Source organism: uncultured Treponema sp., from assembly GCF_934725225.1.
In the GTDB taxonomy this organism is placed as follows: Bacteria; Spirochaetota; Spirochaetia; order Treponematales; family Treponemataceae; genus Treponema_D.
The window spans coordinates 268,086-292,155 of sequence record NZ_CAKVAM010000004.1 but is presented as its reverse complement, the minus strand read 5'-3'; the positions used below and the strand labels follow the sequence as shown (position 1 = coordinate 292,155).

General features: G+C 38.9%; 22 protein-coding genes. All 22 read left to right on the top strand.

The features are described 5' to 3' along the window. Positions 1–10: 10 nt before the first annotated feature. The 22 genes from Q0H92_RS08225 to Q0H92_RS08120 all read left to right on the top strand — a co-directional run bounded on the left by Q0H92_RS08225 (position 11) and on the right by Q0H92_RS08120 (position 23,915). A complete protein-coding gene (locus Q0H92_RS08225; RefSeq protein WP_296013731.1) occupies positions 11–1,012 on the top strand; it encodes a YafY family protein in 1,002 nt (333 codons plus the stop codon). A 66-nt stretch (positions 1,013–1,078) separates the two neighbouring features. Continuing rightward, positions 1,079–2,680, top strand: a complete 1,602-nt coding sequence (locus Q0H92_RS08220; protein ID WP_296013730.1) for an HNH endonuclease signature motif containing protein — start codon at positions 1,079–1,081, stop codon at positions 2,678–2,680. A gap of 146 nt (positions 2,681–2,826) precedes the next feature. Beyond that, positions 2,827–3,831: a Fic family protein gene (locus Q0H92_RS08215; RefSeq protein WP_296013728.1), complete on the top strand. Its 1,005-nt coding sequence runs from the start codon at positions 2,827–2,829 to the stop codon at positions 3,829–3,831. A 253-nt stretch (positions 3,832–4,084) separates the two neighbouring features. Continuing rightward, complete coding sequence (locus Q0H92_RS08210; protein ID WP_296013727.1) at positions 4,085–5,101, top strand: adenine-specific methyltransferase EcoRI family protein; 1,017 nt, start codon at positions 4,085–4,087, stop codon at positions 5,099–5,101. Beyond that, the gene (locus Q0H92_RS08205) at positions 5,098–6,186 is read left to right on the top strand and encodes a DNA cytosine methyltransferase (protein WP_296013726.1); all 1,089 of its coding nucleotides are present in this window, start codon (positions 5,098–5,100) and stop codon (positions 6,184–6,186) included. The genes Q0H92_RS08210 and Q0H92_RS08205 overlap by 4 nt, the downstream gene beginning before the upstream one ends. 1 nt (position 6,187) lies before the next feature. After that, entirely contained in the window at positions 6,188–7,060 is an 873-nt protein-coding gene (locus Q0H92_RS08200) for a hypothetical protein (protein WP_296013725.1), read from the top strand. Further along, positions 7,050–7,547, top strand: coding sequence for a hypothetical protein (locus Q0H92_RS08195; RefSeq protein WP_296013723.1), 498 nt, complete (start codon positions 7,050–7,052; stop codon positions 7,545–7,547). The genes Q0H92_RS08200 and Q0H92_RS08195 overlap by 11 nt, the downstream gene beginning before the upstream one ends. A 19-nt stretch (positions 7,548–7,566) precedes the next feature. Further along, on the top strand, positions 7,567–8,067 hold the full coding sequence (locus Q0H92_RS08190) for an HD domain-containing protein (protein WP_296013722.1): 501 nt from the start codon (positions 7,567–7,569) through the stop codon (positions 8,065–8,067). A gap of 161 nt (positions 8,068–8,228) precedes the next feature. Continuing rightward, on the top strand, positions 8,229–8,927 hold the full coding sequence (locus Q0H92_RS08185; RefSeq protein ID WP_296013721.1) for a hypothetical protein: 699 nt from the start codon (positions 8,229–8,231) through the stop codon (positions 8,925–8,927). A 60-nt stretch (positions 8,928–8,987) separates the two neighbouring features. Next, positions 8,988–11,129 (top strand): AAA family ATPase, encoded by a 2,142-nt coding sequence (locus Q0H92_RS08180; protein ID WP_296013720.1) that lies wholly within the window; start codon positions 8,988–8,990, stop codon positions 11,127–11,129. A gap of 79 nt (positions 11,130–11,208) precedes the next feature. After that, positions 11,209–11,865 carry a restriction endonuclease gene (locus Q0H92_RS08175; RefSeq protein ID WP_296013719.1) on the top strand — a complete coding sequence of 219 codons (657 nt, stop codon included), beginning with the start codon at positions 11,209–11,211 and terminating at the stop codon, positions 11,863–11,865. Positions 11,866–11,867: 2 nt separating this feature from the next. Continuing rightward, the gene (locus Q0H92_RS08170; RefSeq protein WP_296013718.1) at positions 11,868–13,355 is read left to right on the top strand and encodes an N-6 DNA methylase; all 1,488 of its coding nucleotides are present in this window, start codon (positions 11,868–11,870) and stop codon (positions 13,353–13,355) included. 1 nt (position 13,356) lies between these two features. Then, complete coding sequence (locus Q0H92_RS08165) at positions 13,357–14,766, top strand: hypothetical protein (RefSeq protein WP_296013716.1); 1,410 nt, start codon at positions 13,357–13,359, stop codon at positions 14,764–14,766. 135 nt (positions 14,767–14,901) lie between these two features. Next, positions 14,902–15,981: a BMP family ABC transporter substrate-binding protein gene (locus tag Q0H92_RS08160; RefSeq protein ID WP_296013715.1), complete on the top strand. Its 1,080-nt coding sequence runs from the start codon at positions 14,902–14,904 to the stop codon at positions 15,979–15,981. 265 nt (positions 15,982–16,246) lie between these two features. After that, positions 16,247–17,767, top strand: coding sequence for an ABC transporter ATP-binding protein (locus Q0H92_RS08155; RefSeq protein WP_296013713.1), 1,521 nt, complete (start codon positions 16,247–16,249; stop codon positions 17,765–17,767). Then, entirely contained in the window at positions 17,764–18,903 is a 1,140-nt protein-coding gene (locus Q0H92_RS08150; protein ID WP_296013711.1) for an ABC transporter permease, read from the top strand. Before Q0H92_RS08155 ends, Q0H92_RS08150 begins: the two co-directional genes overlap by 4 nt. After that, complete coding sequence (locus Q0H92_RS08145; RefSeq protein WP_296013710.1) at positions 18,900–19,832, top strand: ABC transporter permease; 933 nt, start codon at positions 18,900–18,902, stop codon at positions 19,830–19,832. The genes Q0H92_RS08150 and Q0H92_RS08145 overlap by 4 nt, the downstream gene beginning before the upstream one ends. 20 nt (positions 19,833–19,852) lie before the next feature. After that, on the top strand, positions 19,853–20,734 hold the full coding sequence (locus Q0H92_RS08140; RefSeq protein ID WP_296013709.1) for an aldose 1-epimerase family protein: 882 nt from the start codon (positions 19,853–19,855) through the stop codon (positions 20,732–20,734). Between the two features lie 46 nt (positions 20,735–20,780). Then, a complete protein-coding gene (locus Q0H92_RS08135) occupies positions 20,781–21,602 on the top strand; it encodes a YdcF family protein (protein WP_296013708.1) in 822 nt (273 codons plus the stop codon). Between the two features lie 66 nt (positions 21,603–21,668). Next, positions 21,669–22,421 (top strand): hypothetical protein, encoded by a 753-nt coding sequence (locus Q0H92_RS08130; RefSeq protein WP_296013707.1) that lies wholly within the window; start codon positions 21,669–21,671, stop codon positions 22,419–22,421. 23 nt (positions 22,422–22,444) lie between these two features. Then, positions 22,445–23,170 carry a hypothetical protein gene (locus Q0H92_RS08125; RefSeq protein ID WP_296013706.1) on the top strand — a complete coding sequence of 242 codons (726 nt, stop codon included), beginning with the start codon at positions 22,445–22,447 and terminating at the stop codon, positions 23,168–23,170. Positions 23,171–23,288: 118 nt separating this feature from the next. Then, positions 23,289–23,915, top strand: coding sequence for a hypothetical protein (locus Q0H92_RS08120; RefSeq protein WP_296013705.1), 627 nt, complete (start codon positions 23,289–23,291; stop codon positions 23,913–23,915). Positions 23,916–24,070 lie beyond the last annotated feature (155 nt).

The following is a 24,070-nucleotide window of genomic DNA, read 5'->3' as shown; positions in this document are numbered from 1 at the left end:
AAAATAAAACATGGCTTCTGACAAAAAACGCGACGACATCCGCCGCACTGCACGCATTATTCAGATTGACGAGATGCTCCGCGGCGGGGCTTTTGTGGGAATGGACGAGCTGGTTTTTAAGTTCGGCGTGAACAAGCGGACTGTTGAGCGTGATTTTGAGCGGCTCCGGGACGAAATGAACGCGCCTCTTGAATACGACAAGACTAAAAAAATGTACCATTACACCGACCCGACTTTCTCCGTGCCGAACGTCGTGCTTACGGAAGGCGAGCTTTTTACGGTTTCCACTTTAATGCCGCTTTTGGAGCAGTACAAGAATACGCCTTTGGAACGCTCGTTCAAGAATGTCATGGCGAAAATCGCGTCTTTTCTGCCGGACACGGTTACTGTTGATTCCTCGTTCTTGAATACGGACATAAGCTTTATTTCTGACCCGCTTCCAAAAATCGATGCGGAGGTTTTCAACCAGATTTTCAAGGCGATAAAGAGCCGCTCGGTTGTTTCGTTCGGTTACAAAAGCTCAGGGAGCAAGGCTTTTAAGGAAAAGATTTTTGACTGCTATCACGTTGTCTGCCAGAAAGGTAACTGGTATGTTCTTGGCTTTGACCACGGCGCGGCGGATTTTCGGGTTTTCGCTCTCTCGCGGATAAAAAATATCGTTCCTGCCGGCGAAACTTTTTCCGTTCCGAAAGATTTTGACATTCACAGGCACATCGACTTGAATTTTGGAATCTGGAACAATCCCGAGCCGCCTGAAGAATATGAATTCCTTTTTTCCGCAAAAATGGCGAACTACGTCCTTGAGCGCGAATGGCACAAAAATCAGCTGATTGCACAGCACGAGGACGGCACAGTTCTTCTTAAATTCAGTTCGAACCAGAAGCAGATGGTGTTCTCCTGGGCAATGGGCTTCGGCGATTCCGTTACGGTTATAAAACCTGAAAGATTAAGGGAAGAAATCCGCGCGGAATGTGAGAAGATGTCGGGGAAGTATGGCACGCAAGAGAAATGAAAATCTATAAAACCCGCTTATTTCATGCTATAATTGCAATGTCTATTTTACTTAGGGGAATAAAAAATGCATTCAAAATTTTTGGAAAGCTTGTCAAAAGATGAATATGAAAAATTGAAAAAAGATTTGGCAGATATTCAGTCAAACAAATGTTATATTTGTCAAAAAGAAATTGATTTGCAGCTTCAGGAAACGGATATAGATCATATAGTGCCATTGGCTAATAGAGGAAAGGATGACAAGTCAAATTTTGCTATAACTCATGCAAGTTGTAATAGAAGCAAAAAAGATGCGAATCTGAATATTGCAAGAATTCTATATCGATTAAAGACATTACAAGATGATGTCCTCTCAAAAGAAAATCGTTCAGCTTCCTTGAAAGACTTGTTGGAACAAGAAAAAGGTTCTAAGTTTGAATTCAAATATAAGATTGAAAATGATGAAATCATTTATTCTTTTTCTGAAATCAGTGATACCAATATTTACAAATCTAAGATTTATGAAGATAAACTTTCTAAAGAAAAATCTTGTTTTATAGAAGTTCCACTAGAATATATTTTTCATGATGATTTGATAAATCCACGTGGTATAAATTCGAGTATTTCGTTGCTCGTAAAAGAATTTTCAAAAGGAAATCCACAGCTTCATTTATCACTGGCAAGAATAAATAATGGAAAAATACAAATTTTCGATGGACAACATAAAGCTGTTGCTCAGATACTTTTGGGAAATAGGAATTTATTGCTTCGCTTGTTCATAAATCCGAATGTGGACAGATTGATTGAGACGAATACAAATGCTGGAAGTTCATTACGTAAGATTGCTTTTGATAAAAGTATAATGAGGCAGCTGAACAATACTTTATATTATGAAACGATAACAAAGTATCAAAATGACCATAATTTGAGCAATGACTGTTTTGATTTTTCAGAAGAGCAGCTTGTTGAATATTTTAAGGGTGAGAACGCCAATATAAGAAAATATATTGTAGACAGCATAAAACATACAATAACACATTCTCCCGATAATTTGCTGAAGGCTTATATAGATTTTGAAGGAAAAGCAAAAGAATTGCCAATTTCATATAGTGCATTTGAAAAGACTTTTCTTTCAACTTTTATAGATTCAAAACTGATTTTAAAGACAAATTTAAGCTATAAAACAGATGAGGGAGAAAATCCAAGAGAGCTAGAAATAAATCAGCTTATTCAAGTGTTGAATATTATTGCAGAAGAAATTTATATAAATAAATTTAATCCAGAAGTCGGGGTGTCCCGAATTGAACAGAAAATAATTGACAAAAGAGATTCTGATATTACAGATGCCCATTTAATCGCATACAGAATGAGCAAAGAAGAAGTTCTTTATAATTGGCTTCAATATTTAAAGAAAGTGATTGAAAGTTATTTTGCAACTACAGGAAAATTATATGATCCTAGGAAATTGTTTCAGGAGAGCTTTTCAGATGTGCTATGGGCAAATATTAGAAAATTTGTGAAAAACTTAGCTGCCTTACCATTATGGAAAGACAAGAGTATGGCAAGCACACATTTTTCAGGAAAGAAAAACTATGATTTTTGGCGAGAAGTTTTTGAAACTGGAAAAACTCCTGACGGTGCATTAGTTCTTGCAAAACCATTGAATTATATGGAGTTGATTAGAGAATAGGTATTTTTTATGAAAAACGCATTCGCTCCGCAAAAATAACTTTCGTACTCACTACGATTTAAAAATTCATCTCTGCAAATCGTACTCATGCCGAATTGCCGCAGGATATTTTGAGAAAATTGTGGTATAATGTTGGTGGAGACAAAATGCCATACGAACCGCCGTTCAAGATTACTGATGAAATTATAAATATCGTTGCGCAGATTGCGGAAAAAATCGGGGAGCTGAAAAGCTTCGAGAAAAGCCCACTTCATGTGGAACTGCGGAAGGAAAACCGCATAAAAACCATTCACTCTTCGCTTGCTATTGAAAACAATTCGCTTAGCATTGAGCAGATTACAGCGATTATCGAGGGAAAGCGTGTTCTTGGCTCTCCTAACGAAATTCAGGAAGTGAAAAATGCTGTTCAGGCTTACGACCTTTTGCTTGAGCTGAATCCTTATGAGGAAAAAGATTTGCTGCGTGCCCATCAGCTTATGATGTCTGAGCTTGTGGAACATAGCGGAAAGTACAGAAGTGGCGGTGTAGGAATTTTTGACGGAAAGGAAGTTGTTCACCTTGCGCCTCCTGCGGACAGAGTTCCTTTTTTAATGGCGGATTTGTTTGAATGGCTTCGGGAAAGCTCTGTTCATCCGCTTATAAAAAGCTGTGTTTTTCATTATGAGTTTGAATTCATTCATCCTTTTGAGGACGGAAACGGAAGAATGGGGCGGCTTTGGCAGACTGTTATTTTAAAGGAATGGAAAAGCATTTTCGCCTGGATTCCTGTTGAAAGCCTTGTTAAGGAAAATCAGGCTGAATATTACAATGCGTTGAATTCCAGCGATACGGCTGCTGACAGCACAGAATTCATCGAGTTTATGCTGAATCTGATTTTAAGAACGGTTGATGAGATTATTTCCACCGAAAATGCCGCAAAAAAGATTACTGCAAAGATTACCATAAAGATTACTGCAAACCAAAGAAAGATTCTTGACGAAATCAGGAAAAATCCGTTTATAACACAGGAAGAGCTTTCCTCTAAACTTGGAATTGCAAGGCTCAACATCATAAAAAACATGAAGAAATTGCAGGAAAACAATATAATCCGCCGTGTCGGTGCGGCAAAAAACGGACATTGGGAAATCGTTGAAGAAAAAGATGAATCCTGATGATAAGATAGAATAAAATGTATAAACTGGTGATTGCTTGCGTGCCTTCGGACGGCAGGCTCAATCACTGCATAACAGGAGCAAAAGTAAGATGTCATCCTTCCATAATCCATCTTATTTATCGGTGTTTTACTCACTGCACTTTTATGATAACCGTTCAGAAAGTTCTTTCATTAAGTAGTATTCAGCGACTCTTGTGTTGATATATAGAAAAATTAAGAAAAGCGTGATATACTATATTTATAAAGGGTACATGGAAATGTCTAATAAAAATACAAATTTACATAGGGCAAAACGTTCAAAAGACGATGAGTTTTATACTACTTATGAAACGATAGAAAAAGAACTTGCTCATTATGTTGAACAGTTTAAGAATAAAACAGTTCTCTGCAATTGTGATAATCCATTTACTTCTAATTTTTCTAAATATTTTATATGTAATTTCAATGTTCTTGGTTTAAAAAGACTTATCTGTACATCATTTTCTCAATCGGATTATGAACAACCAAGTTTATTTGATAATCTAAATCCTATTTCACAAAAAGGATTTGTTTTTGATATAAGTAATATTTCAGAGTTTTATGATGGACAAAAAACATTATCGGACTTTTTAGTATCTTCAAATTCCGTAAAAGAATTAAAAGGCAATGGCGATTTTAGAAGTGAGGAATGTATTAATTATTTAAAACAATGTGATATTGTTGTTACAAATCCTCCTTTTTCTTTATTTAAAGAAATGGTTTCTGAAATTATGAAATATGACAAAAAGTTTCTGATAATAGGAAATCAGAATGCACTTACATACAAAGAAATTTTCCCATTGGTTCAAAATAACATTGTTTGGACAGGCTATCAGTTTGGAGAAATGAAGTTCAGAGTTCCTGCTGATTCGGAGCCTCGTTCAACCCGTTATTGGGTTGATGAAACTGGACAGAAATGGAGAAGTCTTGGAAATGCTATGTGGCTTACAAATTTGGATAATAAAAGACGACATGAAAATTTGAAACTAACACAACGTTTTAATCCTGTTATTCATCAAAAATACGATAATTTCAATGCTATTCATGTAAGGAATATTACAGAAATCCCATTTGACTATAGCGGTATAATGGGGGTTCCTATAACAATTATAAATCGCTATAACAGTGAGCAATTTGAAATCATTGGAGAAGCCAATCATGGCTCTGACAGTAAATATGATATTTTTAAGCCTATATTAAATGGTAGAGAAATATTCAAGAGAATCTTGATTAGAAACAAGACTGTATGAATGATAGTGTGGTGAATTTTCGAATATTAGATTTATTCAGCGGAGCAGGTGGATTTTCTTATGGAATAGAAAAAAATCCACATTTTAAAACTTTACTTGCACTGGATTTTAATGAAAATGCCTTAAAAACTTTTAAGTATAATCTACCAGATTCAGAAGTTGTTGTTGGAGATATAACAGATTCAGCAATAAAAAAATCAATAGTAGAAAAAGCAAAAAAATACAATATAAATATGATTATTGGTGGACCGCCTTGTCAGGGTTTTTCATTGAAAGGAAAAAAACTTGGACTAGAAGATGCCCGTAATTATTTATTTAAGGAATATTTGACTATTGTAGAGAAAATACAGCCTGAAGTTTTTATTATTGAAAATGTAAAGGCTCTTCTTTCTACATCTGCGGGTTGGTTTAAAAATCAGATTTTAGATAAAATACAACAACTAGGATATTTTGTTGATTATGGAGTATTGACAGCTTCTGATTTTGGAGTTCCTCAGGTAAGACAAAGAGCCGTTTTTATTTGTTGCAAAACAAAGCAAATTTCATTACCCAAACCAATTACAAAAAAAGTTATTACCGTTCGAGAAGCAATATCAGATTTAGCTTATCTAAATTCAGGCGAGGGATATGTAGAACAAGAATATACAACTAAAGCAGAATCTACCTACCAGAGAATAATGCGGCAGAATTCTAAAAAACTGTATAACCATAAAGCTTCAAATCATGCAATGATAGCAGTTGAGAAACTTAAGATGATACCTCCTGAATGTGGAAAAGAACATTTGCCAAAAGAACTCTTGGGAAATCAGAAATTCTCTGGAACATGGGGAAGATTAAAATGGGATTTTCCATCTCCAACGATAGATACTCGTTTTGATGCCTGTTCAAATGGAAGAAACAATCACCCATTCTTAAATCGTTCAATTACACCAAGAGAAGCTGCAAGATTGCAATCGTTTGATGATAAATTTGTTTTTATTGGTTCAAAAGTTCAAGTAAGGCAACAAATAGGGAATGCAGTTCCCCCGCTAATGGCTAAAGCGATTGCCGATAAAATATACAGTGAAATATTCGAGGAGAAATAATATGAATATAGAAATGGCGTATTTACTTGGTATGATTCTTGGGAATGGAGAGGTTCAACAAAATTCTTCAGAAACAAAAATTACAATTGATATACCTCATAAAAATTTGTATACGGACGACATGAAAAATATTGCAATATATGTAAAGGCAAGTTTGTTTGATATTCAGGCAATTTTAGAACCTTTGATTGGTCAGCATTTTATTCAGTCAGAAACAAAACGCTCTACAAAAATTACATTTTCAAAACCTAATAGTGAATATGTAATGCGTGAAATTTTACGTTTAATTGGTTCTGGAACTCATCATTCTACAATGAAAATGAATGAAGAACTTTTTGCAATTACCACAGATGAAAAAAAAGCACTGTTGCGTGGAATTGCAGATGTAACTGGATATATTCGAAAAAGTAATATTGCGTTTGGTCAAGAAGGCGCACATCGTGTTTATATAGAAATTCCTGGTAATTGGTATATGGTCATTGATATTGCAAATATGCTTAAGACCGTTGATATTCCCGTACAAACTATAGATTTTGGACATCCAAATTTCCGCGATAGTAACTTGGATAAATACAATGAAGGTAAACCAAATTATTGGAAAAAGGAACATCAAATAAAAATCTTCGCAAATGAATTTTTACCGATAGGATTTAACATCAAGCATAAGCAAGAGGCTTTGGAAAAATATGCTGAAGAATTACTCGAATTTATTGATCCTGAAAAAACGCATAAATTTTATTGGGATAAAACTATTAGAAGAAAAAACAAACCGTCTCATCCATCAGAAAATGATAGCTCTCTTCCAGTAGAAATTCGCGGAAAACATTTTGATTCATGGCAAGATTTAGCAGGGGTATTAGGATATGGCAGGTAATGTAAAGAAGGAATCTGAATTATATGAGCCTATGAAACTTTGGCTTCAAAAATATCTTGAAGAAAAGTATAAAGGCTGGAAAATAACAACAATAGATTCTCATGCTAGAACTTTGGACTCTTTTCTTGAAGAAAATAATGTAATTGTAAATTATCCTCAATCTGTAGGATTGGATATTCAGATTGATGTTTTAGGAATCCTAGAAAAAGGTTCAAAAACTAATATCGTATTTATTGAAGCAAAAAAAACATCATTAAATCTCCATGATTTAGGACAGTTATGGGCTTATTGTAAGTTGTGTAATCCACTTGAAGCATTTTTGCTTTCTTCCAAAGACTTGGGCAGTCTGAATAAAATTCTAAACAATCTAAATCGAATAGATTTACTTGATTTTGGAGATGGCAAAACAATAAAGAAAATGCAGGTTGGAAAATGGGATATATCTAAAAATTCGATAGAGTATACAACATTGATTCCAAAAGTCTAATATATCAAGGAAAAACTTTATGAATAGTAACCTCACCCCGCTTCTAAAATCAATCTTTGACTACGACCCTGACGGCTCTAACATTCATCACCTGATGGCGGTGCATGGCTACAGTCGGCTCATTGCGCAGATGGAGAACGTTGACGAGCATACGCTTTTTATAACTGAAGTTGCGGCGTATCTTCACGACATCGGTGTTAAGGCGAGCAAGGAAAAATACGGAAACAGCCAGCCGCAGCATCAGGAGGCGGAAGGACCTGCAGTCGCGCGGAAACTCCTTGAGCCGCTCTCATTTCCTTCTGACGATGTTGAGCGAATCTGCTTTATAATCGGCCACCACCACACATACAAGGCAATCGACGGCTTGGATTTTCAGATTCTTGTTGAGGCAGATTTTATCGTGAACGTGATGGAAGGCTACTGCAAGCGCGAATCAGTTCCTGCGATGAAAGAAAATGTTTTCAAGACCGCAAGCGGAAAATATCTTCTGGAAAAAATGTTTGAAAAGTCGGCGAGGTAAGTTTTTAGCTCAAAAAAATCCGATGAATATTTTTAGAATGGCCAGAAATGTCGTGTCAATAACTTTTTCTCTTTCCAAATAAAAAATTCTGCTGCGACATTATATGTCGGTTTGATGTTGTATGATTCTAGAAAATAGAATTCGGTTTTTACGGAGTTTTTATGGGTGACAGAATCGGAAGCGGAAAAGAAGTTATTCTGGTTTACGGAAATGATTTAAGAAATTGCGGAGACTCGGAATTTTATAAATATCTGCGTAAAAATTATAGAAATGTTTCCACAAAAGGCATTTTCAGTTCCTGTCCGTGGGTTTACATTAATCTGAAAGACAAGACGTTTTTTCCGGGGATTCCAGGAATAAAAATCACAGAAGCTTTTCACGGGCACGCCGTAACAGTTGATGAGTTTTTCTCGATTGAAAAGATTTATGAGGAATTAAAAGGCAAATTCTGCAGAAACAGGAAAGTCAAGGATATTTATTCAAAATACAAAGGAAAGGATGTGTTTGTTTTCAACAAGGAAAGATTTGACTGTGATGAAGGCGCGGAGGTTGCACGTCAGCTGATAAAAGAGCGGGAATTGCATGAACAGCTTGAAAAAGAAAGAGTCTTCTGTTTTATAGAACTGGACAAAGAAAAAATATTGCAAAGAGAATTTATTCTGCTGAAATCAGAAGAGACTAAAAACTTGCTTCCCTCATCTGGAATTTACGACGGAATGCTGCAGCAGCAAAGTATTCCTGGCGATGAGTATTACAAATGTAAAGTGGAGTTTACCGATACGGAAATAATCATAAGAACCGATGGATATACAAACGGTCCAGATTATTTTGAGAATTTAAAGATTTATAGGCATGATTAAACAAGTTTTGGAAAAGTGGCTATAATATCAATATTTCTCACTGGAGAAAATGATTTATATATGGAAGAAATTTGGTATCCTGCAGAAAATGAGTACGAATCTGGAATCACAAAAGAACAGTGGAAAGCGTTTGTAACGGACAGAAAAATATTTACGACAGATTCGCTGACAGCCTTTGCCTGTATTCAGAAAGCGGCTATTGCGACTTGCACGGACATGGCGGAAGAATTCGGCAGAACGAAAAATTTTTATAACAATGCTATTTGGAGAACAGACGAGAAGGTTCATAAACTGACAAATTGTCCTTTGAGTTTGCGCCCTGATGAAACTGAACGTTTCTGGTCAATCTGCTGCCTTGGAAGAAAACTGCCGAATGGAAGAATTGAACTGAAAATCCGCCCGGAATTAAAAGAAGCATTTGATGAAACCGGAGCTTTAAAAGGAGTTGAAGTTATGGAAAAAGAAAACAGAAATTATTATGTTATAAGTCCGAATGTTTGGAATGACAATAATTTTGACCATTTGCTGGATTATATGATACAAAATCATTGCGTCTTGATGGGGTGGCAAACTGATAATCCCAAGGGAAAATTGTTTTCAGATTTAAAAATTGGCGATTGTATCGTAGTTGCTTTAAGAAGAAGTTGGAAATTTAATTACTATTTTATTGGTACACTTTCTTCTGATACTGTGGAAGAATATGATGATGCTCAGAAACGGTCTTTAGAAAATTTTATTTTGCTTGAAGATAAAAACTGCGATTTTTTGAAAACATGGTCTGTCGCCGGTTCGTCGCAGATTCCTGCTATTGCTAAAATTGATAAGACGAAAAATCCTGAAATTATTTCTGCCATAAATGATATTTTGAACGGAGGAACCGTAATGCCAAATAATTCTCTTGCCGACCAGCTCACCGACCTTCTTCAGCATACTCACAACCTGATTCTCCATGGCGCGCCGGGAACTGGAAAAACGTTTCTTGCCAAACAGATTGCGGAAAAAATGGGCTGCTCACAAAATGAAATCGGCTTTGTCCAGTTTCATCCGAGCTACGACTACACGGATTTTGTCGAAGGTCTGCGCCCCAAAAATCAGAGCGGCGGCGAAATCGGATTCGAGCGGAAAGACGGCGTGTTCAAGGAATTCTGCAAAAGCGCACTGCTGGCGATGAACGTTTCTTCGGTTTCTGATAATTTTGAGCAGGTTTGGGAAAATGTCGTTGATTATCTGAATGAAAAAGATTTTATGGACATTCCGCTTCTGACAGGAAAAAGCACATTCCGTGTTGAACTGAATGAAAACGGAGACGGACTTGCTACCAGAACTTATGAGAACGGCGATTATAAGAAAGGCGAATGGATTCAGGGAAAATCCAAATTTTACAACAAAGAACAGTTGTATAATATTTACAAAGGACTTCCGGGAATTCCATCCCGAGGACATGACAACTACAGAAAAGCCGTGATTGAATATTGGAAGAAAAATTTCGGGCTTGTTGATTATTCGGTAAAAGAAAAATCTGAAAGTGAATCTGTAAAACCTTTCGTCTTCATCATCGACGAGATAAACCGTGGCGAGCTTTCAAAAATCTTCGGCGAGCTGTTCTGTGCGGTTGAGCCGGGCTACCGTGTTTCCTATGACGACTTGAAGAAAAATCAGTCTGGCGAAAAAACACTTTCAACAATCCGCACTCAGTACGCAAATCTTGAAACTGAAAAAAACGAGTTTGACAATGCGTTGAGCGTTTCAAATCCGTCAGATTACGGCCATTTTTTTATCCCGGAAAACGTCTACATTATCGGCACAATGAACGACATCGACCGCAGCGTTGACACAATGGATTTCGCGTTCCGCCGCCGTTTTGCATTCAAGGAAATCAAAGCCTCTGAAAACCTTGAAATGCTCAGAACGCTTGGTGAAATCGCGGGCGAAGCAGAAACCCGTCTTATAAAGCTGAACAACGCAATTACAGAAATCACGGAACTTTCTTCGCCTTCCTCATATCACATCGGCGGCGCATATTTCCTTAAACTGAAAGATTTTGAAGGCGGCAGCAACGAACGCTTCCAAAAACTTTGGGATTACCACTTGGAGGGGCTTCTAAAAGAATATCTCCGCGGCACAGAAAACGCGGAAGAAAATTTTGAAAAACTTAGGAGCGCGTATTTCAGTTTGGAAAATTCTGAAATAACCGATGTGTAAAATTGATAATAAACAATTCTTATAGTAAACTTTGAGAAAAGAACTATATTAAGATGTTAATATTGATTGGAAAAATGATATGATTAAGAAGAATCTTGATATTCAGAATTTGCAAAAAGAAGCTAAAATATTTTCCGAAATTGAGTCAGAGCATGATGAACCGTCGATTTTCGGCTCTACAGATGGAAAAGCAGTTGGAACTTATTTGGAGCATAAATTCAAAAATTTTCTTGCCGAAAAATATGATTTTGTGAATGGAAATTCTGCAAGCGGAATTGATTTGCCCGGTCTTGAAGTTGACATAAAAACGACAAGCATTATTCAGCCGCAGTCGTCTTGCCCATTTAAATCAGCAAGACAGAAAATTTATGGGCTTGGATACAGTCTTCTTGTTTTTGTTTATAAGAAAGAAGATAACCAAGAAACAAAGACAAGCCGTTTATATATTCTTCATACAATTTTTGTTGAGAAAAATAGAACTGCCGATTTTCAGCTTACAACAAGTATCAGCAAAATCTTGGATAATGGAGCAAATGAGGATGATATTATTGCTTTGTTTCAAGATAAAAATCTTCCTGTTGATGAAATAACAGCTGCATCTCTTTCAAAGGAAATCATTTCTAATCGTCCTGAAATCGGTTATCTGACAATCTCAAATGCGCTTCAATGGAGGCTTCAGTATTCAAGAATTATTGAAGAGGCTGGAAAAATAGGCGGAATAAACAGGCTGGTTTAAAATTGCAGAAATTAAAAGAACTTGGTGATTTTCAGACTCCAAAAGAGTTAGCTCAACTTCTCATAGAAATTCTCAGAAATAAAGATTTTATCCCCGATGCGATAATTGAACCGACTTGTGGCAAAGGATCTATTTTACTTGAGGCTGAAAAATATTTCAAAAACTCGAATATTCTGGGAATAGAAATTCAAAGAAAATATGTTGATTTTTTATCTCCTCTTATAGGTCAAAATACAAATATTTTAACTGTTGATTTTTTTGATTCGATTGATTTTATAAAGAGTTTTGTCGATAAAAATGAAAATCTTCTTTTTGTAGGAAATCCTCCTTGGGTTACGAATTCGGAACTTTCCTCAATCAATGGAGCAAATCTTCCAAAAAAATCTAATATCGATAACCTGCGAGGAATTGAAGCTATTACTGGCAAAAGTAATTTTGATATTTGTGAAAGTATTATCATGCAATTGATTTCAGAATTTTCTGATAAGCAAAGCGTTTTTGCTTTTTTGTGTAAAACTGCTGTGGCAAGAAAAATAATGCAGAGACTTTGGAAAAAAGATTTTAAATATAAGGATGCAGAGCTTTATCCTGTCGATTCACAAAAATATTTTTCGGCGGCTGTTAATTCATGTTTTTTCCTTTTGGATTGTACAGAAAAAAAATCTGTAACAACTCTTAAAATTTTTAATTCAATTGAGGAGCATAAATTTATAATTGAAAGCGGATTTATAAATGGAATTTATATTACAGATGTTTCAAAAAAGGACAGTCTTGATGTATATGGAAAGAGTATTTTTACCTGGCATAATGGAATAAAACATGATTCTGCAAAAATCCTTGAATTGAAAAATGATAACGGCATATTAAAAAACGGAAAAGGTGAAATTGTAGATGTTGAAAATGAGCTTCTCTTTCCGTTGTTAAAAAGTTCTGATATTGCAAACGATAATTTTGAAATTGAAAGGAAAATTTTAGTGACTCAGAAATATATAGGAGAATCTACAGATTATATTAAAAATAAATTTCCAAAAACTTGGTCTTATTTGGAAAACAATGAACCGCATTTTTGCAAACGAAAAAGTGTTATTTACAAAAACAAACCACGATTCGCTATTTTTTCTGTTGGTGATTATACATTTAAGCCTTATAAAATTGCAATTTCTGGGCTTTACAAAAATCTGAATTTTGTTTTGATTGAACCTAATAATGGTAAGTCTGTTATGCTCGATGATACATGTAATTATATTTCATTTGATGATATAGAATCTGCAAAATTTGTTTTTACACTCCTGAAATCAGATATCGTGAAAGAATACTTAACTGCGCGTATTTCTTTTGATTCAAAACGTCCTGTAACAACAGAAATCTTGAACTCGATAGATTTGGAGAAAGTCGCCCAATTAAAAAATAAAACCGATGATTTTTCTTCTTTATTTAAAATCTGTATTGCTCCTTCGTTATTTACTGAGTCAGAATTGAAAGTTGTGTAAAATGCTCCACCTTAAAACCACAGACAACAACTGTTCCAAAAAAGTCTCTGCAATTATACAAGGCGTTTCTTCCAGAACTGGCGACGCAGAACCTTTTTCCGTCGCTCATTATTCTTCTCTTTCTCGTATTGCGAATGTTCCTGTCAAAGAGTTGGCGGTGAAAAATCAGAATCTTCTTGTCTTTCCGTATGAAATTGACAAATCTTACGGCAGAATCGGCGAGCTTCCGATTTTTGAGATGTGCGGTTGTGCTGAAAATCTTTCCGAAGCAAAAATCAAAACCGGGAACTTGATGGGCTTTGTCGGTGTCGGTTCTGGCGGTGGTGCAGAAAACGGCGCGGTTCAGCTTGAAATTGCCTCTCGTTTTTCCAAGTCAAAAAACGACTTTTTCCTTCACTATATGCTTGGAAAAGTTTTTGGCGAAAATCTTTTCAGCCTGAATTACAACGCTTCGGGCGGCAGCGTTTTTGACCTCCTGATTTTTACTTTTCCGCTTGTCCTAAAAAATGCATTTCGGCAAGGAATTTTCAAGACCTACAGAACTTTTGAGCGGAACGACGCGAACGTAAAAGGCGCGCTGAATCTTACTCGGCACATCAGGCAGAATATTCCGTTTTGCGGAAAAATCGCATACAAGGAACGCACGCAGGTTTTTGATAATCCGCTTACCGAGCTTGTGCGCCACACGATTGAATTCATCAAGGCAAAACTGTTCGGAAAATCAGTCTTGAACTGTGATTCCGAAACGAAATCCGCAGTCAGCCAAATTATCGAGCTTACTCAGAACTACAGTTTCCATGCACGGCAGAAAATCATTTCCGAAAATCTACGAGGAACAAATCATCCGTTCTTCACAAAATGGAAGCCGCTCCAAAAACTTTGCCTTGCGATTCTGAACCATTCAAAAATAAATTATCATTCAGGCGAAAAATCAGTCTGCGGACTTTTGTTTGATGGCGCCTGGCTTTGGGAAGAATATCTGAACACAATTCTGCACCCGATTGGATTCATTCACCCGGAAAACAAGAATCACAAAGGCGGACTTAGAATGTTCAAGAATGATGACGAGCTGGCTTTTGATAAAGACTACCGCAGAATCTACCCGGATTTTTACAAAAAAGGCGAGTACATTCTGGACGCAAAATATAAGCCGCTTCAAAAAAATGTCTGCCGCGAGGATTTGTATCAGGTCATTTCCTATATGCACACGATGAAAATTTCCCGCGGCGGATTTATTTTCCCGGACGACAGCACGGATTTTGAAAACCGACGTTACAATCTTGCGGGCTACGGCGGAACTCTTGATGTAATCGGCATGAAAATTCCGGAGAAGGCAGAAAATTTGCAAGAATTCTGTTCGTTTATGAAAAATGAGGAGGAAAGAATTCCTTGGAAATTTGCAACTTTATAGTTTTTTTTCGTTTGCCATTTCCAGCTGAAAATGCGCTTTAGCAAAATCCTGTCCGCTGTTTTTTCTTGACATGAACCTTTGTGAATTATACTATTTACCAAGAAACTTGCAGTGCAGTTTTTTTATGGAGGAAAAATGAAAAAGATTCTTACAGTTGCGGTCAGTGTTCTGCTTATCGCCACATCAGCGTTTGCCGCCGGAAAAAAGAAGGATTCCAAGAAGTCGAATCTCAGGGTCGGAATGGTTACGGACTCAGGAACAATCGACGACAAGTCTTTCAATCAGGGAACTTGGGAAGGAATTTTGCGCGCCCAGAAGGACATGGGAATAAAGACAAAGTACCTCAAGCCTGCCGGAACAACAGAGGCGGATTATCTCAAGGAAATCGGAAACCTTGCGGATGCCGGCTATCAGATGATTATCTGTCCGGGATTCAAATTCGAGACGGCCGTTTATGCTGCTCAGAAAAAATATCCGAACGTTCTTTTTGTCATTCTTGACGGAAAGCCTCACACGGCGGACTACAGCACTTTCGAGACTGCGAAGAACACTGTCGCCGTCTCTTGGCTTGAGCAGGAGTCAGGATTTGTCGCAGGAGTTGCAGCTGCGGTTCAGATTAAGGAAGGAAAATTTGGATTTATTGGCGGAATGGAAATTCCTGCGGTTCAGAAATTCAACTGGGGATGGCAGCAGGGAATCGCCTATGCGAACGCCAACTACGGAACAAAGATTTCAATTGATGCGGAGAACGTCGTCTATCAGGGAACATTCTCTGACGTTGCCGCAGGACAGCAGCTTGCGGCCTCAATGTACGACAAGGGCGTTAAGGTTGTGTTCGCGGCTGCAGGCGGTGTAGGAGTCGGAGTCATCAACGAGGCAAAGACACGCCGCTCGACAGGAAAGGATGTGTGGATGGTCGGAGTTGACGTTGACCAGTACAATGATGGAATCTACGCCAAGGGAAAAAGCGCGGTTCTCACTTCCGCACAGAAATTCCTTGACCGCGCGTCCTACGATATGATTGAGGCCCAGCTTGCAGGAAAATTCCCAGGCGGACAGGAGCTTGAGCTTTCTGCGGCGAACGACGGAATCGGAATTCCTGTTAAGAATCCTAACCTTTCTGCGGACGCGCAGAAAAAGGCCGACGAGGTTCTTGCCCTCATAAAATCAGGCGAAATCAAAGTCGCGGCTTCAGGTGACGGACTCATAAAATAAAATCAGAATTTCATCTTGAAATTAGCCTTCGGCGTAAAAACCGGAGGCTTATTTTTTTATTGAGATTTGCTGTTTCATATTTGATAATTGTCATGGGGCTGTCCCAAAAGTATCTTTTTTGTCATTTTCGGGCTTGACCCGGAAATCTGTTGCTCAAGGTGCTCCGGTCAAGCCGGAGTATGACATGGGTGTGAGTCTGGGGCTTATTTTTTTTACACGGAATCCGTTTGCTGTGATATAATTTCATGTTGAAATTGGAGTAAAAATGGGCGCAGACAATTACGTGATTGAGATGCTCAATATCAGGAAGGAGTTTCCGGGTATTGTTGCGAATGACGATATTACGCTTCAAGTGCGGGACGGAGAGGTCCATGCGATTCTGGGCGAGAACGGAGCCGGAAAATCCACGCTGATGAGCATTCTGTTCGGGCTTTATCATGCGGACAGGGGAACGATAAAAATCCGCGGAAAGGAAGTTTCCATAAAGAATCCGAATGACGCGGCCCGGCTTGGAATCGGAATGGTCCACCAGCACTTTCAGCTTGTAAGCAATTTTACGGTTACAGAGAACATCATTCTCGGAAAGGAAGGCGGATTCATTCTGCACAGAAAAGAGGCTTCCGCAAAAATCAAATCGCTGAGCGAGAAGTACGGACTGAACATTGATCCCGACATGAAGGTTGAGGACATTTCCGTTGGAATGCAGCAGCGTGTCGAGATTCTGAAAATGCTTTACTGCGACGCCGACATCCTGATTTTTGATGAGCCGACAGCTGTTCTGACTCCGCAGGAAATCGACGACCTCATGCGGATTATCAGGAATCTTGTGAAGGAAGGAAAGTCCGTCATAATAATCACGCACAAGCTGAACGAGATAAAGGCAGTCGCTGACCGCTGCACGATTATCCGCCGCGGAAAACTGATTGACGTTGTGGATGTCGCTTCAACTGATGCCGCTCTTATGGCCGCGAAAATGGTCGGACGTCCTGTGAATTTCAAGGTTGAAAAGTGCGCTCCAAAAATCGGTCGTCCTGTTCTTGAGGTGAAGAATCTTTGCGTGATGAATACAAAGAAAGTTCCGGGCGTTAAGAATTTTTCCCTTACAGTTCATGCCGGCGAGATTGTCGGACTTGCGGGCGTTGACGGAAACGGACAGACTGAGCTTGTCGAGGCAATCTGCGGACTTGTTCCTGCGGAAAGCGGCTCTGTCATTATTGACGGAACGGATGCGACTAATCTGACTGTGCGCAAAAGAAATGAGCTTGGGCTTGGCCATATTCCTGAGGACAGAATCAAGCGCGGACTTATCGCTTCTGAGCGGATTGCCGGGAACATGGTGGTAAAGTCGTATTACAAGAAACCTTTCAGCAGAAACGGAATCCTGAATTTTCCGGAAATCAACTCATATTCGGCGGATGTCGTTCAGAAATTCGACGTCCGGTCAGGCGAGGGAATAAATTCTCCTGCGGGCAAGCTTTCAGGCGGAAACCAGCAGAAGATGATTGTCGGCCGCGAGATTTCCATGAATCCGAAGCTTCTAATCGCCGTTCAGCCTACACGCGGTCTTGATGTGGGCGCGATTGAATATATCCACAAACAGATTGTGGCGCACCGAGATAAAGGAAAAGCTGTGCTTCTTGTCTCTCTTGAGCTTGACGAGATTTTCAACCTTTCGGACAGAATCGTCGTCATTTCAGGCGGAGAACTGATGGACATTGTGGATACATCTTCGACCGATGAGCATTCTGTGGGACTTATGATGGCAGGCGTGAGGAAAAACAAATGATGATTAAAAAAATATTTTCTGCAAAAAAAACAGAAGAGAAAAAGAGCGGGCCGTTCATGATTGCCCTGAGCGCGATTGTGCTTGGTCTTGTTGCAGGCGGACTTCTTATGCTTTTTATCGGGGAAAATCCGTTTGAGGCTTACGCCTATATTTTCAAGGGCGCGCTGATGAACCGCGAGAGAATCGGAAACACTTTTGCGACTGCCACTCCGCTTATGTTCACGGGACTTTCGTTTGCGTTCGCATACAAGACGGGGCTTTTCAATATCGGAGCTTCCGGGCAGATGCTGGCTGGCGGACTCTTTGCTACGATTGTCGGACATTTTGTTTTTCTTCCGCGTCCGCTTTATCTTGTTGTGCTTGTGGTTTCCGCAGTTGCAGGAGGTGCCTTGTGGGGCGCGCTTGTCGGTTTCCTCAAGGCGAAGTTCAATGTGCACGAAGTAGTTTCTTCAATCATGCTGAACTGGACCGCGTACTGGAGCATTTACTATTTTATTCCGGCATATTTAAAAGGTCCTTCGCTTGAAACTGAAAGTTCTTCTATTGCCGTTACGCAGTCGCTCAGAAGCCCATGGCTCTCGGCGGTCTTTTCAGGCTCGGAATACATCAACTTGGGAATAATTTTTGCCGTCGCTTCGATTTTTCTTGTGCGCTGGTGTCTAAACCGAACCATAGTAGGGTATGAGCTTAAGGCTGTGGGCGCGAACAAATTCTGCGCGGAATATGCCGGAATCAACGTGAACCGGAGCATCGTGCTTTCGATGGTGATTTCCGGAGGACTTTCGGGGCTGGCCGGTCTTTCGTATTATGCCGGTTACTCGCTGAATATGCAGATTGGCGTGATGCCTGCCCAGGGATTTGACGGAATCGCGGTTTCCCTGCTCGGAGCTTCAACACCGGTGGGCGTTCTGTTCGCATCTCTTTTCTTTGGAATCCTTCAGTCTGGAAAAGGATTCATGAACGCGCTCACCGATGTTCCGCCTGAAATCGCGGACACGATTATTTCTGTAATAATCTACTTTACTGCGACGAGCGTCCTTTTTGAGAAATTGTGGAACGGGCTTTTCCATAAACTTCATGAAAAGAAACTTGCGAAACTTTCTGAAAATTCAAATCAATCGGGAGATGAAAAATGAATTTGCTTTATCAGGTTTTTCCTTATGTAATTGCATACACGATGCCGATGCTCATAACTTCTTTGGGCGGATTTTACAGCGAACGTTCCGGCGTTACAAACCTCGGACTTGAGGGACTTATGCTTTCTGGGTATTTTGGAAGCGCGTTTGCAATCAGGCTGCTTGAGAATTCCGCGGGACATACGCAGGTCATAATAATCGGACTTGCCGCAGGTGCTTTGTTCGGAATCATTTTTGCGCTTCTTCATGCGTTCGCATCAATAACGCTCAAGGCGGATCAGGTTATTTCAGGAACAGCAATCAATATGCTTGCCGCCGCAATCACGATTTATATCGCGCGTCAGGTTACGGGCAGCGGAAACATTCCGATTATGATGGGAATAATTCCGATGGACTATGCAGGGCTTTCAAAAATTCCGCTTCTTGGAAAACTGATTTTCTCGCGCGTATACTGGTCAACCTGGCTCGTCCTTGGAATCTGGGGATTCTCGTTCTGGCTGCTTTACAAAACCTCATTCGGTCTGCGCCTCCGTGCCTGCGGTGAGCATCCTTCCGCCGTCGCGAGCGCAGGAGTGAACGTGCATTTTATGCGCTATGTCGCGGTTATTGTGAGCGGCGCCTTGTCCGGTCTTGGCGGAGCTGTCATGCTTGTAACCTATTCCGGCGAATTCAACGGAAGCGTCGCGGGACTCGGATTCCTTTCGATTGCCGCGCTGATTTTCGGACAGTGGAAGCCGCTTGGAATTTTGGGCGCGACTTTCTTCTTCGGATTCTTCACGACGCTTGCGAACGTCTCACAGGTTATTCCAGCCCTTTCAGTGATTCCGACAGTAATCTTCAAAGTGTTCCCTTATGCGGTGACACTTGTCGCGCTCGTCTTCTCGTCAAAGAAAATGGCCGCCCCCGCCGCAAACGGAATTCCGTATTAGAAATATAACGGAGAGTTAGTATGATTGTAACATTGAAAAATGAAAATTTTGAGCTTGATGTGAATACTCACGGAGCTGAAATCAACAGGTTTGTCCGCCGTGAAAATGGGCATGATATTATTTGGCGCGGAGATTCGTCCGTTTGGAAATTTCATGCGCCGGTTCTTTTTCCTCACTGCGGAAAGATAAAAAATGCTTTTGTTCTCATCGATGGAAAATCGTTTCCGCTAAAAAGCAACGGATTTGCAAGAGACCTTGAGCACAAGCTGATTTCGCGCACAGAAGATTCCGCGGTTTTTGAACTTTCCGAAAATGAATACACGCTGAAATTTTTTCCGTACAAATTTATTCTTCGCGTTGAATACAAACTGAAAAATGACGGCGTCGTTTTTAGGTCAACCGTTACAAACACAGATTCAGTTCCGTTTAAATTCAGTCTCGGAAGCCACAGCGCATTTGCGATTGGCAATGTGAACGACTTTCAAATTGAGTTTGAAAAGAAAGAGCCTCTTGTGCAGATTGCCTGCTATGACAACGGCTTTCTTGCTTCCACTTCAAAAGGCGAGTGCCCGGTTAAAAAACTTTATGCTGAAAAAAATCCGGGAATAATTCCTGTTACTGAATCTGGTTTTGGAAACGGACATCTTTTTACGGACATAAAATCAGACTGGGCTGGACTTAGAAATATTCGGACTGGCGAACTTATTCGTGTGAACACAAAAAATTATCCGTATGTGATGATTTGGCAGAACACAGGCGCTCCCGAATTTGTCTGCATAGAACCTTGGTTCGGACTTCCCGATGCCGACAACACAGACCATCAGTGGGAACATAAGCCCGGACTTGAAATTCTTGAACCGCGAAAAACTTTCACCGCCGACCAAAGCATAACGGTTGACTAAAGAAAATGTGATTTTTTTTCTTATGCGTGATAAACTTGTTTCCACTATGCTTTCACTAATTTTTCTAATTTTAGCTGTTTTGTCCGGTGCTTATTTTGTTCTGATTAACATTGTTTCTCCGGGAACTTTTTTGGGGACGATTTTTAGTTTTTCTGCGGTTTGGTTTTGGATTGCAGTTTTCTTTGCGCTTCTTTTTGTGCTTGAAAGGCGGAAACTTTTGAAAACAATTTGCGGAAAAATTTCAAAACGTATAAAAATAATTTTGATTTCTTTAGTTTGCGCAGGAATTTTTATTGCGGGCTTGAATCTGTTTTTTATTTGTACACCACGGCTTTCTGACGGAAAAGAAAATGTGCGCTACGTAATTGTTCTTGGCGGCGGAATCACAAAAGATGCCAGGCTTACTGATTCAGTGCAGAACCGTGTGCGTGTTGCTTCCGAATATTTAAAATCTCATCCGGCGGCTCTTGCGGTCGTTACAGGCGGAAAAGGAAAATTTTCTCCTTGCCCGGAATCTGATGTTTTAAAGCCTGCGCTTGCTTCTTATGGAATTGACGAAAATCGGATTCTTGCAGAAAACAAAGCGAAAGACACAATTCAGAATTTTATGTTCAGCGCGGAACTTTTTGCAGAGCATGACGGAGTCAGCATGGAAGAAGTTCTTGCTTCTCCAGTTGCGGTCGTAACAAGCGACTTTCACATTGCGCGTGCTGAACGGCTTGCTTCCAGAATGGGATTTTCAGATGTGTACGGAGTCGCGTCAAAAACTCCGCCGCTTTTTGTCCTGAACAGCTACTGCCGCGAAATCTGCTGCTACATAAAACTGAACTTAAGAATTTTACTCACAGGAAAACCAAAACATCTGTAGCAAATCCGCGCGCTGTGATAATATTGGATAAGATTTATTTTTGACTTTTTGCTGGAGAAATTGATTATGAATAACTTTTGGGAAAAGGTAAAATTATTTTTCATTGACCTGAAAAATAAAATTGTTTCTTTTTTTGAAAAACTGAAGAATTCTTTCTGCGGATTTTTAAAATCACTGCGAAGCAAAATTTCAGACTTTTTTGAAAGACTTAAAAATTCAAAGGCGCAAAAAGATTCAAATTTAAAAGATGAGCCTGAAGAGCCAAAAATAAAAAAATCAGTTGGTAAAAAAATCGGTTTTGCATTTTTGAATTTCTTTGATATTATTTTTGATTTAGTTTTTGTGGCAGTAATTATTTTGATACTAAAGCCCGAAATTAGAAATGGCAATTCACTTTGCAATAAACTTTCGATTATTGATTTTGTGAAAAATAATTTGCCAGAAAATTTTTTATTTTTAATTTTTCTTTGTGCATTGTTGGCGGCATATTTTATTTTCAAGCTGATTTTTTCATTTATTTATGTGCGCGGTTTGCAAAGAATTTCATGTGCAATGATTGTGGTTCTGAGTATTGTTTCAATTCTTCTTTTGCCAACAAATATTTTGTTCTTTCTTTTATTTTATTTTCTTCTATATATTACGTTTCAGATTTCGTGCGGAATAAAACCCAGCTGTGCCATTTACAAACTTATTGCAGTGATAGTTTTGGACATTACGCTTTATCTTGAACTTCATATTTTTTTCATAGAAGAGATTCAGGAGTCTATAAGGAAGATTCAGAATTCAATTTTTGAAATTATTGGTTATCTTAAGATTTAAAATAATAATAAAAGGAAATTTATATGAAAATTAATTTTAGTCTTAAACAGTTTTTTCCTCAAAAGTGGCGGGTAAAACTTCCGGTTATGCTTTTTGCGGTTGTGATGATGGGAATTACGCTTTCAGTTCTTATTGAAATTGGTTGGGGAACGGATCCTGCGACTTTTATGAATTATCATGTGGCGGCATTGCTCGGAACTGATAATATCGGCTTGATTCAGATTATGGATTACGCGGTTTTTCTTATTTTTGTGATTTTGTTTGGGGCGCAGCATATTGGCTTTGGTTCGATTGCAAATATGTTTTTTATCGGATTCGTTTCTGATTTTTCACGCTGGATTTGGAAACTGATTGGGTTTCATCAGTTTTTGCAGAATGCGGAACTTTTGCCAAAGGCTGGAGTTTTCGTTGTTATTTTGATTTTCTTTGTAACTGCTTGCGCGATTTATATGAATTCAGAATTGGGAATTGCTCCTTATGATGCGGTTCCTAAAATTATCAGCGACAGATTTGTTAAGCTTCCTTTTTTTGTTGTCCGCATTATTTTTGATTATTCTGCAATTACCATTGGACTTGTGGCGGCTTGCTTTGCGAAAAATAATATTCCGAATCCAGTTGCGACTTTTGCCGGAATCGGACTTAGAACAAATATTTTCGGATCAGTCTGCATGGGACTTCTTTTAGGACCAGCCATTTCTCTTGTCGGAAAATTTATGAAAAAAATTATTCCAGTGTTTCGCGAAAATTAAAAAATAAAATCGCATTGTTTTTTGTTTCCTTGCGCTAGAAATTTTACAATTTGGATTATATACTTTCGCTTGTACTGCAATTGTGTTGAATAAAATCAGGTTCAAGGATTTTTATAAAATGAAAAAAATTGTATTATCATTTGTGTTGTTTTGTTTGTCAGTTGCGCTTTTTTCTCAGCAAGTTAAAAATTCTAAAAGTGAGATTTCCGAAAAACTAAATTTTGTTCCTCAATATAAAGTTGGCGATGAAGGCGAGGGCGGCGGAATTGTGTTTTATGTTTCGCCGGAAGGTTTTGTTGTCTATGACGGCATGGGTGGAGAAAAATTGTGCCATTATCTTGAAATGTCTAAATCAACGCTGGGTTTTTCAGGTTGGTCTCCTGCTACTGGTCATGCTAATACTTTTGCTGGAATTGGCTATGGAAAATTCAATACAAAAAAAATTTTGAACTATTATGAAGAATTCAGCCTTACAGAAGAGAATTGCGCCGCATACAGATGCAGTGTTTATTCCACAGAAAAAGCTGCGGCAGGCGAATGGTTTTTGCCAAGCAGAGATGAATTGAATGAAATGTATAAGGCAATGAGCGGAACTGTGGTTTCAGATGCAACTTACAATGACTTCTGGTCTTCGTCGGATTTGAATAATCTTTTCGCATGTGCACAGAATTTCAGTGATGGTGAATTGTGCGCTGAAGATAAAGGGTGGCTTTGGTATTCTGTTCGAGCTGTTCGGGCTTTTTAATTGCCGCAGTAACAGACACCTAATTGAGTTTATGTTATTGTCATTCCCTTGTCGGAGCACAGCAATGACAACTTCAAAAAAATTCAGCAATGACAATGTGGATTTATGTCATTGCCAGATTTAACTTTAATTGTCATTCCCTTGCTTGACAAGGG